The following is a 17,983-nucleotide window of genomic DNA, read 5'->3' as shown; positions in this document are numbered from 1 at the left end:
AAAATTAAGTTAAAATAGAATCTTTTAACTGCATTTAATTTTGTCGTCAAATTAAATGTATATAAATGAGAAATATTTACTTAACTCTAATTGTGATTATTGGCTTGTCAGAAATACTTTCTGCACAAAACGATATCATAGGATCAGTCACCGATCAGGAAGGTATTCCGTTGCCCGGTGTGAACATTCGAATTAATAGTGATCAGGTAGGAACCACTACCGATTTTAATGGTCGATTTGAAGTTCAAGCTCAATCTACAGATACACTAAAATTTTCGTATTTAGGATTTAAGAATAAACAAATTTTAATAAGGCAGCAGTCTAATTTAAATATTAGTTTAAAACCAGATACTGAATCTTTAGAGCAGGTAGTAGTAACAGCATTAGGAATTACTAGAGCGGAAAAGAAAGTAGGTTATGCTACACAAGAAATTGAAATGGAAAGTATAGATAATATAGCTGTTCCTAATGTAGCAAATTTATTTTCAGGTAAAGTAGCCGGTTTACAAGTAAGCAGCCCTCCGGGATTATTCCAAGCACCATCTTTTTCGTTACGTGGTAAAAAACCTTTAGTAGTTATTGATGGTATTCCGGTTGAAACTGATTTTTACGATATTCCTCAAAATAATATTGCAGCTATAAATGTTTTAAAAGGAACATCTGCTTCTGCTTTATATGGTTCTAGAGGGAAAAACGGAGCTATTTTAATCACAACTAAAAATGCTACTGAAGATGGATTGACAGTAGAAGTTAGCCAGAATGTAATGATGTCTGCAGGATATGCAATATTTCCCGAAACACAGCATCAATACGGAAATGGCTCTAATGGACAATATGAATTTTGGGATGGTGCTGATGGAGGAATCTCAGATGGAGATATGATATGGGGACCAAAATTTGATAAAAATTTATTAATACCACAGTGGAATAGTCCAATTGTAGATAACCAAACCGGAGAAGAAATTTCTTGGTATGGGAATGTTGAAGGAACACAATATGACGATAAATCCAGATATTCAAGAAAACCATTACCATGGGTAAGACATGATAATTTAGATGAGTTTTTAAGTACGAGTGTTATTTCAAAAACTAACTTCAGTATCAGTCAAAAAAGTGAAAGTGGTTTTTACCGTCTAAATGGAAACTTTGCCTATAATAAAGATAGAGTTCCTAACTCGAGTTTATATCAAGGCGGATTAAGTTTTAAATCGCTAAGTAACCTTTCCGATAAGTTAAGCTTAACAAGTAAACTAAGCTATAATAAAGTGTACTCGCCAAATTATCCTAATTACGGATATAATCCAAGTGGGCATATGTATACACTATTAATTTGGATGGGAGAAGATGTAAATGGAAAAGATCTTAAAAACCATCAATGGATTCCTGGTTTAGAAGGATACCGTCAGGCAAACTGGAATTATGCGTGGTATAATAATCCTTGGTTTGGAGCTAATAATTTTAAAAAAGAATACAATTCAGATTTAATAAATGCACAGCTAAAACTAGCTTATGATATTGATCCGCATTTAAAACTTCAAGTAAGAGGTTCTGGAGTGTTAAAACAGAATTTTGAAGATCTAGAAAGTCCAAAATCTTATTTTAATTATAGTGCTTCTCGTGAAGGATCTTACCAAACTACAAATACACGGCATTTAGATATAAATTATGATGCTCTAGCTACTTACGATAATAAATTCACTAAGGATTTTGGAATTGTAGTAAATGCAGGAGCTTCTACTTTCTATAGAAAATTTCAGGAAGAATTCTCAGCAACCGATGGACTAACTGTTCCTGGAGTGTATAATATGGGAAATTCTACAGGTCCTGTACAAGCTGAAAATCAATTAACAGAAAAAGCCATTAATAGTGTCTATGGTACGTTGGAATTAGATCTTTTTAATACTTATTTCTTAACTATGGCAGCTAGAAACGACTGGTCTTCCACACTGCCTAAAAATAATAGATCTTATTTTTATCCATCTATTTCAGCTAGTGTATTACTTAGTAATATGGTCGATTTACCGGAATCTATAAGCTATATTAAATTATTCAGTTCTTGGGCCCGTGTATCTAGTGATTTAGATCCTTACCAAACTTCTCCATATTATAAAAGTTCCGGTAATTTTGCGAATATACAACGCTTAAGTTATCCAATGGGAGGAGCAACAATTGTAAATCCTAATATTGAGCCACAAACCTCAACTTCTTTTGAAATAGGTTTGAATACTTCCTTTCTGAAAAACCGTTTAGCTTTAGATGCTACTTATTACAATACCTTGGATACGCATCAAATCATCAATCAGCCAATATCATTAGCCTCAGGATTTAATTCAAGATTAATTAATGGAAATGAGTATACAACTAATGGAGTGGAACTATCATTACGATTTAAACCTGTTCAGAATAAAGATTTTAAATGGTCTGGTGTATTAAACTGGACAAAACGCGTTCAGAAGATTACTGAAATTGCTGGAGGAGCTAATAAATACGGTAATTTATCCCTTAACGATCGCTTAGATAGTTATTACGATACTACCTGGAAGAAATCTTCTGATGGAGAGGTTATTCTTAATTCAGAGACAGGATTACCAACAAAAGATACGTATCCTTCTTATTTAGGGCATTTCGATCCAGATTGGACATTTGGATTTGTAAATGAATTTAAGTATAAAAATTGGAACCTAAATGTTGCTGTTGATGGTGTTTGGGGAGGAGTACTCCGATCTCAAGTTGTAGAAAAAATGTGGTGGGGTGGTAAACATCCAAAATCAGTACAATATAGAGATGAAGAGTACGCCGCCGGAAATCCGGTATATGTTCCGGAAGGAGTAAATTTAGTAAGTGGTAAGTTAGTAAGAGACGTAAACGGAACCGTAATTTCTGATACCCGTATTTTTAAAGAACATACGAAACCAATCAGTTGGCAAACTTGGTCTCAAAATTATCCATATCGTGCACGAGTAACAGAAGACGAAAGCGAGACCTTTGCTAATGTGTTTGATCGTACTTACTTAAAATTAAGAAGTGTTAGTTTGAGTTATAATTTTACGGAACTACTAAATAGTAAAACTATTAAAAATGCTCAAGTAAGCTTTAATGGATATAATCTATTTGTACTTACAAAAGGGGATTTTTATACCGACCCAGATTATAAAACAACCGATGATAATAATATTCAAGATCCATCTTCAAGATACCTTGGTTTAGGTCTTAATTTTAAATTTTAATCATGAAAAAAATTCATATCTATATAGCCATTATAATACTTGGCTTTGTAACCAAAAGTTGTCAAGATTTAGATGGATTAAACGAAAATCCAAATAATGTAAGTCAGACACACCCGCAATTATTGTTAACCGAAATTGCAGCAACAACTTTTCAAGTAGAAGGGACCGATCCGTTGTATGCTTCCAGAATGCTAATACAAACCGGAGAGGAAAACGATTACCAATATTTTAAGTGGGGAAGTGGCAGTTTTGATGGTTATAATAAACTTCGGGTAATTACTAAAATGATAGAAGAAGCCGAGCGTATTAATAATCCAAATTATATTGCTTTAGGGAAGTTTTTTAGAGCGTACAATTTTTATCAATTAACCTTGAAATTTGGAGATATACCATATTCTGAAGCATTACAAGGAGAAACTGAAAAGGTATATCAACCTGCTTATGATAGTCAAGAAGCAGTATTCGAAGGAATTATTTCTGAATTAGACGAAGCTGGTGAACTTATCGACGAGGATCTTAGTTTGGAAGGTGATATTATATATGGAGGAGATGCTTCAAAATGGTTAAAATTGATAAACTCATATGAGCTTAAAATTTTACTGACCTTATCCAATAAAACTAATGTAGGAACTCTAAATGTGGCTTCTAAATTTCAGGAAGTATATAATCGAGGAACATTAATAAATTCTTTAGATGACAATGCACAATTAGTATTTGTAGATCAGCAAGGAAGTAGATATTCCGAGTTTAATTCAAGTAGTTATGGGTCTAGCATGTATATGTCTTCAACATATATTGATTTACTTAAAGAATTAAAAGATCCTAGATTATTTATAATTGCAGAGCAAACATCTAAAGCCGCAGCAGATGGTTTAGCAATAGATGATTTTGATTCCTATAATGGAGGTAGTCCAACTTCAAATTATTCAGAAATAAACGAAACTTTGGTGGCTAATGGTAATATTTCTAAAGTAAATGCACGCTATTACTCTAACCCAACTACCGAGCCACATGCTATTTTAAGTTATTGGGAAGTAGAGTTTATACTTGCAGAAGCTTCTGTTCGAGGTTGGATTAATGATGATGCATCAAATCATTTCGAGAATGCTATCAAAGCAAATATGGAGTTTTATAATACTTATGTTGATGGTTATTCTGAATACTTTACCCAAGAAGCCATTTCAAAATATGTAAATCAATCACAAATAGGTTTAATAGGAGCTACTGAAAATCAGTTGAAAAGTATTTTAACGCAGAAGTACATTACTACGTTTTTACAAAGTGGATGGACGCAGTATTACGATTATTTGCGTACAGGATTTCCAGAATTTGATTATAAAGCTGAGCAAACTCCTCCTAAACGATTTGTATATCCAACAAACGAATATAATAATAACACAGCCAACCTAGAAGCAGCTATTAAATCGCAGTTTAGTGGTAACGATGGTATACGTCAAACACCTTGGTGGTTAAACTAAAAATTATGAAGAAAATATTTCGAATTTCAATTTTTATTATTGCATGTTTATGTGGGCAACTTAGTAAAGCTCAAGATAAAAATGATGAAAAAATTATTGTAATCACTTTAGATGGATTGCGCTGGCAAGAGTTATTTGGTGGAGCCGATTCGTTATTTATAAATAACGAATCTTTTGTTGAAAATAGAGAAGCGCTAAAAAAGCGATTTTGGGCCAAAACAGCTATAGAGCGGCGAGAAATTCTATTCCCTTTTTTCTGGAATTATGTTGTTGAAAATGGAATATTATTGGGAAACCGATGGGAGAATAATAAAGTGAACTTGACCAATACCATGGCATTTTCGTATCCAGGATATAATGAAATTTTAACAGGTAAAGCTGATGATAAACATATTAATAGTAACGATAAAATCTATAATCCTAATAAAACTATTTTAGAAATAGCAAATTCTACAAATCGATTTAATGGGAAAGTGCTTGCTTTTGGAAGTTGGGATGTGTTTCCATTTATTTTAAATGAAAAAAGAAGTGGAATACCAGTAAATGCTGGTTATCGTTCGTCGTTATCTAAAAATCCATCAAAAGAAGCTTTGTTTCTGGATAAAATTCAAAAAGAAACTCCAAAAAGATGGGGCGGCGTACGATTTGATGTTTTTACCCATAACTACGCACTAGAAGCCTTAAAACATGATAAACCATCTATTTTATATATTGCTTATGGAGAAACTGATGATTTTGCTCATGATGGTAGGTACGATCAGTATTTAAATTCTGCTAACCGAACCGATCAAATGATTAAAGAGATTTGGGAATATGTAAATTCCGATCCATTTTATAAAGGAAAAACCACTATTTTAATGACTACAGATCATGGTCGAGGTACTGGGACAGACGAGGATAATTCTTGGCGACATCACGGAACCAATATCCCAGGAGCCAATCAAACTTGGTTTATAGCTTTTGGCAATAAAATTAAAGCAAAAGGAGAAGTAAAAGCCAATGCGCAGTATTACACTGAACAATTTGCACCAACTATAGCAAAAATTCTCCATTTATCTACCGAATTTCCAGCAAGTACATTACCAATTCTTGATTAAAATGGTATTCAATTTTAAAAAAAAGCTCTTTCTAAGTAAAGGGCTTTTTTTATTGAAAAATAGAAGGTAGTCTAATCCAAATTCATAAGATTTAGGAAGAATTTTGATTTTAACAAGCAGGTGTTATATTGAAAGTTTATAGTTAATTTCAATTTTAACCAAATATTAAATAAGCTCGATTATATTCTTAGTAATTTTAAACAAAAGCAAGGTTTTACTTATGGAAAATGAATATCAGAAAGGCATTATAGTAAATATACCCGTAAAAATTCCATTTACAGCTCTTGAAAAAGCAATGGAAGCTAAAATTAATGATACCGAAGAAGGTGGAAAAAGCATTAATGATTATGCTGAGGTTAAATGGATCTGGTTAGAAAAAAATGAAGCTCTTCCTTACGATATTACATTGGGTTTACGAGTAAAAGCCAAAACATTTCTGTTTAAAAATAAAGAAATAGAATTAAAAATTCATTTAAAATTTTCTTTCGATCGCGAAACTCAAAAATTTTCTTTAGAAAAATATAAAGCAGTTGGTGAGAATACAAGTTGGATAAAAGATAAATTAGTTCAATTAATATTAAACACGGTGTTGCATAAAAAAATGCTATCTAAATCTAAACAAGATTTAGGGCATAAACTCCAAGAAGAATTGGCTAAAATTAATATTAAGTTGCGAGAAAATAAAAATCCAACAAAAGGTGTACATGTAGGTGCACATATGGAAAAGCTTTCCATTTCTCATTTTTTATTTGAGCGACAAGCTGTATATGTGTATATGAATGTATTGGGAGAAGCAGAGCTAGAAATTACAGAACTACCTTCTTAAAATTCAAATATAAAACCTTTTTCAGTTAATTTTTTATAGATTTCTTTATCGAATTTGAACAATTTAGCTGCACGATGAGAAACATTTTTTTGCTTTTCACCGGTATCAATTAAAAGCTTCATTTTTAAAAACTTTCTACGGAAATTCGGTTTGTCCATTTTAAATTCCAAAATTTCTTCATAAAGATGCATTAAATCTAGCAAAGTAAATTTCTCCGGAAGTAAATTGAAGCCTATAGGAGCTTGGCGTACTCGTCTTTTTAATTTTCTTAAGCTGAAATTATAAATTTCAGAATGGTCATAAATAAGTTCTGGTATTTCTGAAATTTTAAACCATTTAGCTTCTGCTGCGGTAAAACCGGCTACAATATCATAATCATCACTTTTTATAAGGGCATAATAGCCAATAGTAATTACGCGACCAAGTGGAAAACGTTTTGGTTCTCCAAAAGCTTGTAGCTGTTCTAAGTAAATATTATTAAGTCCTGTAAGTTCTTTTAATAATCGTTTGGCTGCATTATTTATAGATTCTTTTTCTTTTATCCAACCACCGGGTAATCCCCAGCGATTTTTACTAATTCCGGTAGCATGTTTTACTAGTAGTACTTCTAAACTTCCTTCATTAAATCCGAATACAACGCAGTCTATAGTTATTGCATTCATCACCTCTTCGTCTACTTTTTTACCAGACTCATCATCGATAATTTTCCGCAGCATGAAATATTTTTTTAAAAAGGGGCAATTTACGAATGAATTTGGTTTTTATGTACTTACGCATCATCTTTTTGCCATAACCATTCGTCGATAGATATATTGCAAGATAACGAAAACGATATTGTTTTATGGCTTTTCATTGTAGTTTTATATCAAGTTCAAGAAATAATACTAGTAGATTATAAAATTTATCAGCAAATAATATTGATAGCTAGCTTTAATTTAAAGTTTTATTGATTGAATGTAAACACTTTTTTGTCCTAAAGCTCATAAAAAAATAAAGAAGAGCAAGATTGGTGGGGGCTCGGCCAAGCCAATCTACTCTTCTTTTAATGAGCAACTTTATTAACCTACAATGTGTAAATCTGCAAAGTTTTCTGGTAATACAATTGAAGATTCTTCTTTGTTATATTGTAAGTTTTGTAAATCTGTTTCTTCATTATTTACTTTAGCAGATTTTATTTCAAAAGGTAAACCATGAAAAATTATTTTTATTCTTTTTAAATTAGAATTATAGGCATCTGTGTTATGTTGCTGAATAAAGGCTTCTTGTACTTTTCCCGTAAATTTGAACGATCTTATATTAAAAATTCCCATTTTATAATCATACCCGTCATGAGAATCTTCATAAAGCATGGCATTATCTAATCCATTTTTGTAATAAATATCTAAAGATATTTCGTCAATTTCTTTTTCATCCACATATTGTTGTACGGGATATTTAGGGATCATGGCACCTTCTTTTACAAAAATGGGCATACTATCTAAAGGTGCGTCTACCCAAAGCTCTTTACCTCCTTCAATAATGGCATCATTCCAGAAATTATACCATCGTCCTTGAGGAAAATACATTCTTCTACCATGAGCGTTAGGTTCTTGTATCGGGCAAACTAAAATGCTATCTCCAAAAATAAACTCATCCGCACGGTAATGGGTTTGGATATCTTCCTGAGCATAATACACCAAAGGTTTTATAATAGGAATATTTTCTTCACAGTATTGATAAAAAGCTGTATACAAATATGGTAATAATTGGTAGCGCAACTCTACAAACTTTCTAGTTATATCTAGTATTTCTTCTCCAAAATACCATGGTTCTTGTTCTCCATGATCTCCAGAAGAGTGTACACGACAAAAAGGATGGAATACTCCTAGTTGTATCCAACGGGCAAATAGCTCACCGCTAGGCTGATCTGCAAATCCACCAATATCTGTTCCTGCATAACTAAAACCGCTTATACCTAGACGCTGAATTTGCATGTTGGCTAGCCATAAATGTTCCCAACTGGCAAGGTTATCCCCTGTCCAAGTAGAACTAAATCGTTGTCCGCCAGAATAACTTGCTCTGGTAATTGTAAAAGGACGTTTTGGGAACATATATTTTTTAACGCCCTCGTAAGTGGCTCTAGCCATTTGCATCCCATAAATATTATGAGCTTTACGGTGGCTACAGTGATTTCCATCATAATTATGACGAACATCGAGCGGAAAAGTTTTTCCTGGAACTTCCATTACAGCTGGTTCGTTCATATCATTCCAAATTCCTTTTATTCCGGTTTCACCAATAATCGTCTTATATAATTCGGCCCACCATTCTCGTACTTCCGGGTTTGTAAAGTCAGGAAACACGCAATTTCCTGGCCATACTTTTCCTCTCATTAAAGGTCCATCTGCACGTCTACAAAAATAATCTTTATCAAGACCATCTTTGTATATTTCGTATTCTTCATCAATTTTAATTCCCGGATCTATAATAGCAATAGTTTTAAAGCCATCTTCTTCTAGATCTTGAATCATGTTTTTAGGTTTTGGAAAATATTTTTTATTCCATGTAAAACATCTAAAACCTTCCATATAATCGATGTCTAAATAGAGCGCATCGCAAGGAAATTTATTATCACGAAAGCTCTTAGCTAAATCTCTAACTTTATCTTCTGGGTAATAACTCCACTTACTTTGGTGATAACCTAAGGCCCACATAGGTGGTAATTCAGGCCTACCAGTTAGGTTTGTATATTTAGTGACTACTTCGGAAATTTTTGGCCCGTAGATAAAATAATAATTCATTTCTCCTCCATCTGCCCAAAAGCTTGTAATATTTCTGCGCTCGTGGCAAAAGTCGAAATGTGTTTTGAAACTATTATCAAAAAAAATTCCATAAGCTTTAGCGTGGTGAAGACCTATATAAAATGGTATAGTTTTATATAATTCAGAAGTGTCTTTACTAAAAGCATACTGATCGGTATTCCAATTGCTAAACCGCTTTCCTTTTAAATTAAAGCTCGTTGGTTTATCGCCCATTCCGTAAAAATTTTCACCATCAACGGTGTTTTTACTCATTTTTACGTAATTGCCTCCAAACTCGAAACTTTCTTCCCAATGAAAGCCAATTTCATCTTCTAAAATTGTATTATCGTCTAAATCGTAAATGCCTATTCTTAAATCACTTCTTAGTACTCTACATTTTATTTGGTTGGTCACAATCCAAACGGCTTCATCATCTTCTAAAACTTCAAGAACAGAATATCCGTGTGATTGATCTTCGTCTATAGCATATGAGAAATCATCTTGAAATATACCATGTGTAGCATATCGAAACCGTAACATGCTGTCTCGAACTATAGTAATAATTAAATGGACGTTATTTTCACAAACAAACGATATGGAGTCACCATCTTGCTCATAGGAAACCATTTTTTTAGGGAATAAATTTCCTTTCTTTTCTAATTCAGTGTTTGTTATCATTCTTCTAGGTATTTATACATTTCGGTAATTAAATGATTTTAAAAATTACAGCAGCTAGTGGCGGGACATCAAAAGAAGCTGAATATTTTTTACCGTGAAATGTTTGATTTTCTATTATTATATTATCATTTTTCAATCCGGATCCTGCATATTTTTTATCATCACTATTTACTAGTTCTTTTAAAATTCCGGGTTGGTGTATTCCTATTCGATATTCTTTTAAAGGAGTAGGCGTAAAATTACAAATGATGATAAGGTCATTTTTGGGTTCGTTTCCTTTACGGATATAACTTAGTATCGAGTTTTGTGAATCATCGTAAGAAATCCATTCAAACCCTTCTGGGCTAAATTGTTTTTCGAATAATGCCGGTTGTGTTTTGTAAAGTTTGTTTAAATCTTTTAGTAGTAGATTCACGCCTTTATGTAGTGGATATTCTAATAAATGCCAGTCTAAACTAGTATCGTAATTCCATTCACTGTATTGGCCAATTTCAGCACCCATAAATAATAAGTTATTTCCTGGGTGAGAAAACATATAGGTAAACATTAAGCGTAAATTAGCAAAACGTTGCCACTCATCTCCCGGCATTCTTTGAATAAGTGATTTTTTACCATGTACTACTTCATCATGGCTAAGTGGCAATGTGAAGTTTTCGCTAAATGCATAAGTTAAACTGAAACTAATATCGTTTTGATGGTATTGTCTATAAAAACAATCTTTTTTGAAATATTCTAAGGTGTCGTGCATCCAACCCATCATCCATTTCATTCCGAAGCCTAAACCTCCATCGTAAATTGGTTTTGATACTTTTGAAAATGACGTAGATTCTTCAGCAATAGTTTGTACGCCTTCAAAGCTTCTATATATTTCTAAATTTAATTCCTGTAAAAATGAAATTGCTGCTAGATTTTCTCTACCTCCATTTTCATTTGGTTCCCATTCACCTTCTTCGCGGGAGTAGTCTAAATACAATATAGAAGCAACGGCATCTACTCGTAACCCATCTATGTGATAATAATCTAACCAAAAAATAGCATTGCTAATAAGGAAAGAGCGTACTTCGTTTCTTTCATAATTGAAAATAAGACTTTTCCAATCGGGATGGTATCCTTTTCTAGGATCAGGATGTTCATATAGGTGTGAACCATCAAAAAAACCGAGTCCGTGTTTATCTTCTGGAAAATGAGAAGGAACCCAATCTAAAATTACGGCAATATCTTCTTTATGAAATGCATCTATTAAAGTTTTAAATTCTTCAGGAGTCCCAAAACGAGAAGTTGGTGCAAAGTATCCGGTTATTTGATAACCCCAAGAAGGATCGTACGGATATTCCATAATTGGCATAAACTCTACATGAGTGAAGCCCATATCTTTTACATACTGGACTAGCTCTGAAGCCATTTCAGTATACGTTAAAGGTCGATGGTTTTCAAGTGTGTTTTTTCGCCAGCTCCCTAAATGAACTTCGTAAATAGAAATAGGTTGATCTAGGCTATTTTTTTTAATTCGGTTTTTTAACCAATTTTTGTCTTTCCACTTGTAGGTATCTTCCCAAACAATAGAAGCTGTTGCTGGCGGATGTTCACTCCTTTTAGCATATGGATCTGCTTTTTCAGTTTTAATGTTATTATTAGCACTAGTTATTTTATATTTATAACGAGTTCCTTTTGCTACACCGGGTATAAAACCTTCCCAAATTCCGCTGCTATCCCAACGTACAAATAATGGATGTTCATTTTCAGTCCAGTAATTGAAATCTCCAATTACGGAAACTTCTTTTGCTGAGGGAGCCCAAACGGCAAAATAAGTGCCTTTAACTCCATTAACTTCAATACTATGAGCGCCTAATTTTTCATAAATTCTAAAATGCTTTCCAGCTTTAAATAAAGAGATATCAAAATCGGTAAATAATGAATGAATTTGCACATTTTGCTTCATAAAGCGAATAAGGTTAAGTAAGGTTTTTAGAGACCTTTTTAAATGTTAATGCTTGTGGTTAATTGTTGTCTCTTCTTTGGTTTTAAGCCCTTAAATTAAGCTTTTAATTCTATAAATTGAAGAATTTATAATAATATTAGTGTATTTTTAGCATTAACTAAATGTGAAGAATCACCTGGGAAAAGCAAGTTTGAAAGCTTAAAAATTAGCGCTTAAACAATAGTCAATTTAACCCCTAAAGCTTTAAATTTTTTTATTTGTACATTACTTATTCCTTTGTCTGTAATTATTTGGTCTATCTGGTCGATAGCGCAAATACGACCAAAGCTTTTTTTGCCGAATTTAGAAGAGTCTGCCAAAATAATAGTATGCTGAGATGCAGTTATCATTCTTTGGTTTAGTAAAGCTTCTTCTAAGCTTGTAGTAGTGCATCCGTAATCTACATCAATCCCGTCTACCCCCATAAAAACCATATTACAAGTAATGTTTTTTAATAATAGTCTACCATAATAACCGGTTACAGAAGCAGAACTATGCCTAAGTGATCCGCCTAGTTGAATTACTTCTATATTAGGATGTTTAAGCAACTCTAAAGAGACATGTAAGGAAGAACTAATAACATTTAGTGGTCCTTTATTAGTAATACATCTGGCTAATTCCTGAACAGTTGTGCCCGATGCTATCATTATAGAATCTTTATCTTTAATAAGATTAGCGGCAGTTTGAGCTATTTTTTGTTTCTCAGAAATCGCTATTTTTTCTTTTTCGTTAACAGGTCTATCAGTTATATATGGATTTTCCAAAGTGGCACCTCCGTGAGTTCTAAACAATAATCCCTTATCTTCAAGTAGTTTTAAATCTTTTCTGATAGTGACTGCTGAAACTTTTAATTCTTCACAAAGCTCGGAAACTTCTACATGATGATCTTTTTTTAATTTTTCGAGGATAGATTGATGCCTTTTCATGTGAGGAAAATAAAATTTAGGCTACGAATTTAGTAATTCAATATAATATTTATGCATAATTAGATTCAAAAACTTAGCTAAAGTTGAAATATTTTACATTTCATTTAGTTTCGGATATACTTTCGTTTTAGTTTTTTTATTTAATTTTTTTATTCCGTTTTGTTTCGATTTGATATTTTTTTTATACTTTAGTGTTCTAATACAGGAATACTATGAGTGCTAAAAATATTTTTTCTCGTGAAAGTTTGCTCAATAGAGCAAAATCAGAAAGTAAATGGGATGTTATTGTAATCGGTGGTGGAGCTACCGGTTTAGGAGTAGCTTTAGATAGCATTACTAGAGGATATAAAACACTGTTGCTAGAGCAAGCAGATTTTGCTAAAGGAACTTCAAGTAGAAGTACCAAATTAGTGCATGGAGGTGTACGTTATTTAGCACAAGGGAATGTGGACTTAGTTAGAGAGGCTTTACATGAAAGAGGTCTTCTAAGTAAAAATGCACCGCATTTAGTCAAAAATCAAAGTTTTATAATTCCAAATTATAGATGGTACGAAGGTGCTTTTTATACAATAGGTCTTAAAATGTATGATTTATTAGCAGGGAAATTAAGTTTAGGTAAATCATTTCATATAAATAAAAAAGAAACTGCTGATAGAATCACCACAATACGAAGAAATAAATTAAGAGGTGGTGTTGTTTATCAGGATGGACAGTTTGATGATTCTCGATTGGCAGTTAATGTTGCACAAACAGCTATAGAAAAAGGAGCTGCTGTATTAAATTATTTTAAAGTAAATAATTTAATTATCAATAATAATAAAATTGAAGGTGTTTCAGCAAAAGATCAAGAAACCGGAGAAGATTATACATTTTCAGGAAAAACGGTAATAAATGCGACTGGTGTATTTACTGATGAAATACTGAAAATGGAAGATCCTAATGCTAGAAACATGGTAAAACCTAGTCAAGGAGTCCATTTAGTATTCGATAAATCTTTTCTTCCTGGAGAAGATGCAATTATGATTCCTAAAACTGAAGATGGTCGAGTGCTATTTGCGGTGCCATGGCATGATAAAGTAATTGTGGGAACTACAGATACACAATTAGATGATCACAGTTTAGAGCCTCAGGCGTTAGAAAAAGAAATAGAATTTATTCTGAAAACCTTCAATAACTATTTAGAGAAAAAAGTAACTCGAAAAGATGTACGAAGTGTATATGCCGGTTTACGTCCGTTAGCAGCTCCTAAAGATGGTTCAGAAAAATCAAAAGAAATTTCGAGAAGTCATAAGGTAATTGTTTCTAAAACCGGATTAATAACTATTACGGGTGGTAAATGGACTACTTTCCGAAAAATGGCTGAAGATACTATCAATAAAGCTATTTCTTTAGGAAAACTTCAAGATGCAGTATGTAAAACAAAAGATTTAAAAATTCATGGATTTAAAGAAAATCCTGATTTAACTAATCATTTATACATATACGGAAGTGATCAAGATGAAATTCAAAAACTGATAAATTCACGACCAGAATTAGCAGAAAAAATACATCCAAGATTAGACTTTAAGAAAGCTGAGGTTGTTTGGGCAGTTCAAAAAGAAATTGCTAGAACCGTAGATGATATTTTGGCTAGACGAGTGCGTATGCTATTTATGGATGCCGATGCGGCAATTGAAAGCGCACCTGTAGTTGCGGATTTATTAGCTTCTGAATTAGGAAAAGATGAAGCATGGAAAAATGCACAAATAGAAGCTTTCAAGGAAATAGCAAAAAATTATAGTATTAAATAACCTAATTATTGATCACTATATCTTATTAAATTTAATAAGATATAGTATTTCTTTAAAACGAAAACGATATAGTAAAAATAGATAGTATGGAAAAATATATGTTAGCTTTAGATCAGGGGACTACAAGTTCAAGAGCTATTCTTTTTAACAAAAAAGGAGAAATAGTGTCAGTAGCCCAAAAAGAGTTTAATCAGATATTCCCAAAACCAGGTTGGGTAGAGCATGATCCTACAGAGATTTGGTCTACACAAGCTGGAGTAGCTGCAGAAGCTACTACAAAGCACGGAAATAACGGAAATAACATTGCAGGAATCGGAATTACAAACCAACGCGAAACCGTTATAGTATGGGATAAGAATACAGGGGAGCCTGTATATAATGCAATTGTATGGCAAGATAAGCGAACTTCAGACTACTGTGATGAATTAAAAAAAGACGGTACTGCTGAAATTATAAAAGAAAAAACAGGTCTGGTTATCGATTCTTACTTTTCAGGGACAAAAGTAAAATGGATTTTAGATAATGTAGAAGGTGCAAGAGAAAAAGCAGAAGCTGGAGATTTGGTATTGGGAACTATTGATACTTGGATTATCTGGAATTTCACTAAAGGAGAACTCCATGTTACCGATGTAACTAATGCTTGTAGAACTTTGTTCTTTAATATTAATACAATGGAGTGGGATGATGAGCTTTTGGAAATTTTCGGAGTCCCAAAAAGCATGCTTCCGGAAGTAAAAGATTCTAGCGAAGTTTACGGTCATACAAAAACAACTGTATTCGCTTCTAAAATTCCGATTGCCGGTATCGCCGGAGACCAAATGGCAGCGCTATTTGGACAAATGTGTACAAAGAAAGGGATGGTTAAAAATACGTATGGTACTGGTTGTTTTATGTTAATGAATATAGGAGAAAAACCTATCATTTCAGAAAATAATCTACTAACATCTGTTGCTTGGCGTATTAATGGTAAAACCGAATATTGTTTAGAAGGAAGTATTTTTATAGCAGGAGCTGTTGTACAATGGCTTAGAGATGGTTTAGGTATTATCAGAAGATCCGCAGATGTAGAATATTTAGCTAGTTCAGTAGAAGATACTGATGGTGTTTATTTTATTCCCGCTTTTTCAGGTTTAGGAGCACCACATTGGGATCAAAAAGCAAAAGGTACCATATTTGGAATTACTAGAGGTACTGAAGACGCTCATATTGCTCGAGCATCTTTAGAAGCAATAGCCTATCAAACTATGGATATTTTAAAAGCAATGAAAGCAGATAGCGGTATTGACATAGAACAACTACGTGTGGATGGAGGAGCTTCAGTAAACGATATGTTGATGCAATTTCAAAGCGATGTACTCAATACACAAACTATTCGTCCTAAAGTAACTGAGACTACAGCCTTAGGAGCTGCTTACTTAGCCGGTTTAGCCGTTGGCTATTGGGATAGTATGGAAGAGATTGAAGAAATGTGGGAAGAAGATAAGAAGTTCGAACCTACTGAAGATCAAGATAAAATTAAAGAAAAAACAGAAGGTTGGTATCGTGCTGTAAAAGCATTACAAGAGTGGACTAAACTTTAAACCGAAGAATATATGACACCTTTTATAGCAGAGATTTTAGGAACGGCATTACTAATCCTCCTAGGTGGAGGCGTAGTAGCAAACGTAAATTTAAAGAAAACCATAGGAAATGGAAGTGATTGGATAGTGGTAACTACCGCATGGGGATTAGGTGTTTTTGCCGGAGTTGTTGTGGCAGGACCTTATAGCGGAGCACATTTAAACCCGGCAGTAACTATAGGTTTAGCCATAGGCGGATTATTCCCATGGCAAGATGTACCAACATACTTGGCGGGAGAATTTATAGGCGCTATGATAGGTGCTACGTGTGTGTATTTAATGTACAAAGATCATTTTGATGCAACTGAAGATGGTGCTACTAAAAGGGCTGTGTTTTGTACAGCTCCAGCCATTCCTAATAACTTTAGGAACTTGATAAGTGAGATTTTAGGAACTTTTGTCCTAATTATTGCTGTATTTTATTTTGCTGATGCATCGTTTGAAACACAAGCCGGAGCAACAACTAAAGTAGGATTAGGTGCTATTGGCGCTATTCCAGTTTCTTTTATTGTGTGGGGAATTGGTTTGTCGCTAGGAGGAACAACTGGTTATGCCATAAACCCTGCGAGAGATTTAGGTCCACGTATTGTACATGCCTTATTGCCTATAAAAGGCAAAACTGATAGTGGTTGGGGATATGCTTGGATTCCGGTTTTAGGCCCCATTATAGGAGCAGCAATCGCTGCAGGTTTATTTTTAATTTTAGGAAAATAGTATTATGAATAACATTAAAAATTATATTGTAGTTTTAGTTGTTTTGCTTACTGGTAATTTTGCATTTTCACAAGTTTCCGATGAAAACATTGTTCAGCAACGGAATGAAAATGAAGTTGAAGATAATGCAAAACTATTTCATTTCAATTTACAGATAAAAAACATGCACTTATGGAAAGGCTTGCATGTAACCGATGCTCCAATGACGGCAGCCGATTTAAATTATACTTCAAAAAATGGTTTTTTTAAAGCCGGATTATGGGGAGGCCGTGGTTTTAATGGAGATTATACCGAATTCGACTATTACGTGCAGTTTATGCATAAAGGTTGGTCTTTGGCTATCTGGGATATTAATAATTATAGCGATTATCCGGATGCTAAAATATTTGATTATGATAGAAATTCAACCTCTCATTTTATAGATGTTATTTTAGGTTATCAATTTCAACAAATTCCTTTAAAATTATCGTGGAGTACAATTGTACAGGGTAGAGATACCTATATTAACGATAATGGAAGTTTAAAAAATGCATACTCTAATTATATAGAAGCAAGTTACGTAGTTTTAGATGAAAGTGATTGGTCACTATCATTACTTGCAGGGGGAGCCTTCTCATTTGCAGATGTTGATGCTAATTTTTATGGAGATGAAGCAGGTTTTACAAATTTAGGTGTAATTTATAATCGAGATTTAAATATTTTTGATAAATATACCTTACCTGTATCAGCCACTGCTTCATGGAATCCTGTAAAAGATTACGGAGCAATTCAGGTAGCTTTCAATTTATTTTAACTAAATAAGAAAAAAAATAAAAAAACCTCATAATATCAATATTATGAGGTTTTTTATTTTTTATAAAAGGATGTTTT

12 protein-coding genes are annotated in these 17,983 nt (G+C 33.1%); 8 read left to right on the top strand and 4 right to left on the bottom strand.

From position 1 onward, the window contains the following. The first annotated feature begins 65 nt into the window (after positions 1–65). The 4 genes from ACN0WI_RS07460 to ACN0WI_RS07445 all read left to right on the top strand — a co-directional run bounded on the left by ACN0WI_RS07460 (position 66) and on the right by ACN0WI_RS07445 (position 6,628). Complete coding sequence (locus ACN0WI_RS07460) at positions 66–3,227, top strand: SusC/RagA family TonB-linked outer membrane protein (RefSeq protein WP_417886031.1); 3,162 nt, start codon at positions 66–68, stop codon at positions 3,225–3,227. A 2-nt stretch (positions 3,228–3,229) separates the two neighbouring features. Next, positions 3,230–4,705 carry a SusD/RagB family nutrient-binding outer membrane lipoprotein gene (locus ACN0WI_RS07455; protein ID WP_417886030.1) on the top strand — a complete coding sequence of 492 codons (1,476 nt, stop codon included), beginning with the start codon at positions 3,230–3,232 and terminating at the stop codon, positions 4,703–4,705. 5 nt (positions 4,706–4,710) lie between these two features. Beyond that, positions 4,711–5,802: a sulfatase-like hydrolase/transferase gene (locus ACN0WI_RS07450; protein ID WP_417886029.1), complete on the top strand. Its 1,092-nt coding sequence runs from the start codon at positions 4,711–4,713 to the stop codon at positions 5,800–5,802. A 220-nt stretch (positions 5,803–6,022) separates the two neighbouring features. Next, a complete protein-coding gene (locus ACN0WI_RS07445; protein ID WP_417886028.1) occupies positions 6,023–6,628 on the top strand; it encodes a hypothetical protein in 606 nt (201 codons plus the stop codon). Here the strand turns inward: ACN0WI_RS07445 and ACN0WI_RS07440 are convergent. From ACN0WI_RS07440 to ACN0WI_RS07425, 4 genes are all read right to left on the bottom strand, one after another. Next, positions 6,625–7,344, bottom strand: a complete 720-nt coding sequence (locus ACN0WI_RS07440; RefSeq protein WP_417886027.1) for an NUDIX hydrolase — start codon at positions 7,342–7,344, stop codon at positions 6,625–6,627. The two genes, ACN0WI_RS07445 and ACN0WI_RS07440, sit on opposite strands and share 4 nt — an antisense overlap. Positions 7,345–7,686: 342 nt before the next feature. After that, on the bottom strand, positions 7,687–10,086 hold the full coding sequence (locus tag ACN0WI_RS07435; RefSeq protein WP_417886026.1) for a TIM-barrel domain-containing protein: 2,400 nt from the start codon (positions 10,084–10,086) through the stop codon (positions 7,687–7,689). A 28-nt stretch (positions 10,087–10,114) separates the two neighbouring features. Next, positions 10,115–12,025, bottom strand: coding sequence for a 1,4-alpha-glucan branching protein GlgB (gene glgB, locus ACN0WI_RS07430; RefSeq protein WP_417886025.1), 1,911 nt, complete (start codon positions 12,023–12,025; stop codon positions 10,115–10,117). A 212-nt stretch (positions 12,026–12,237) separates the two neighbouring features. Next, positions 12,238–12,990: a DeoR/GlpR family DNA-binding transcription regulator gene (locus ACN0WI_RS07425; protein WP_417886024.1), complete on the bottom strand. Its 753-nt coding sequence runs from the start codon at positions 12,988–12,990 to the stop codon at positions 12,238–12,240. A 212-nt stretch (positions 12,991–13,202) separates the two neighbouring features. Between ACN0WI_RS07425 and ACN0WI_RS07420 the strand changes: the two genes are divergently transcribed. From ACN0WI_RS07420 to ACN0WI_RS07405, 4 genes are all read left to right on the top strand, one after another. Beyond that, on the top strand, positions 13,203–14,780 hold the full coding sequence (locus ACN0WI_RS07420; protein ID WP_417886023.1) for a glycerol-3-phosphate dehydrogenase/oxidase: 1,578 nt from the start codon (positions 13,203–13,205) through the stop codon (positions 14,778–14,780). An 86-nt stretch (positions 14,781–14,866) separates the two neighbouring features. Further along, positions 14,867–16,360, top strand: a complete 1,494-nt coding sequence (glpK, locus tag ACN0WI_RS07415) for a glycerol kinase GlpK (RefSeq protein WP_417886022.1) — start codon at positions 14,867–14,869, stop codon at positions 16,358–16,360. Between the two features lie 12 nt (positions 16,361–16,372). After that, the gene (locus tag ACN0WI_RS07410; RefSeq protein WP_417886021.1) at positions 16,373–17,113 is read left to right on the top strand and encodes an MIP/aquaporin family protein; all 741 of its coding nucleotides are present in this window, start codon (positions 16,373–16,375) and stop codon (positions 17,111–17,113) included. Between the two features lie 4 nt (positions 17,114–17,117). Continuing rightward, positions 17,118–17,906, top strand: coding sequence for a hypothetical protein (locus ACN0WI_RS07405; protein ID WP_417886020.1), 789 nt, complete (start codon positions 17,118–17,120; stop codon positions 17,904–17,906). Positions 17,907–17,983: the final 77 nt, after the last annotated feature.

This window comes from Zunongwangia sp., from assembly GCF_048269745.1.
In the GTDB taxonomy this organism is placed as follows: domain Bacteria; phylum Bacteroidota; class Bacteroidia; order Flavobacteriales; family Flavobacteriaceae; genus Zunongwangia.
This window is presented reverse-complemented; position numbering and strand designations above follow the sequence as displayed.

Excerpts from the sequence above, each read along its gene's own strand:
- ACN0WI_RS07435 (WP_417886026.1), bottom strand. The coding sequence starts at position 10,086 with ATGATAACAAACACTGAATTAGAAAAGAAAGGAAATTTATTCCCTAAA.
- ACN0WI_RS07445 (WP_417886028.1), top strand. The coding sequence starts at position 6,023 with ATGGAAAATGAATATCAGAAAGGCATTATAGTAAATATACCCGTAAAA.
- ACN0WI_RS07425 (WP_417886024.1), bottom strand. The coding sequence starts at position 12,990 with ATGAAAAGGCATCAATCTATCCTCGAAAAATTAAAAAAAGATCATCAT.
- glgB (WP_417886025.1), bottom strand. The coding sequence starts at position 12,025 with ATGAAGCAAAATGTGCAAATTCATTCATTATTTACCGATTTTGATATC.
- ACN0WI_RS07460 (WP_417886031.1), top strand. The coding sequence starts at position 66 with ATGAGAAATATTTACTTAACTCTAATTGTGATTATTGGCTTGTCAGAA.
- ACN0WI_RS07405 (WP_417886020.1), top strand. The coding sequence starts at position 17,118 with ATGAATAACATTAAAAATTATATTGTAGTTTTAGTTGTTTTGCTTACT.
- ACN0WI_RS07420 (WP_417886023.1), top strand. The coding sequence starts at position 13,203 with ATGAGTGCTAAAAATATTTTTTCTCGTGAAAGTTTGCTCAATAGAGCA.
- ACN0WI_RS07440 (WP_417886027.1), bottom strand. The coding sequence starts at position 7,344 with ATGCTGCGGAAAATTATCGATGATGAGTCTGGTAAAAAAGTAGACGAA.
- ACN0WI_RS07410 (WP_417886021.1), top strand. The coding sequence starts at position 16,373 with ATGACACCTTTTATAGCAGAGATTTTAGGAACGGCATTACTAATCCTC.
- glpK (WP_417886022.1), top strand. The coding sequence starts at position 14,867 with ATGGAAAAATATATGTTAGCTTTAGATCAGGGGACTACAAGTTCAAGA.
- ACN0WI_RS07450 (WP_417886029.1), top strand. The coding sequence starts at position 4,711 with ATGAAGAAAATATTTCGAATTTCAATTTTTATTATTGCATGTTTATGT.
- ACN0WI_RS07455 (WP_417886030.1), top strand. The coding sequence starts at position 3,230 with ATGAAAAAAATTCATATCTATATAGCCATTATAATACTTGGCTTTGTA.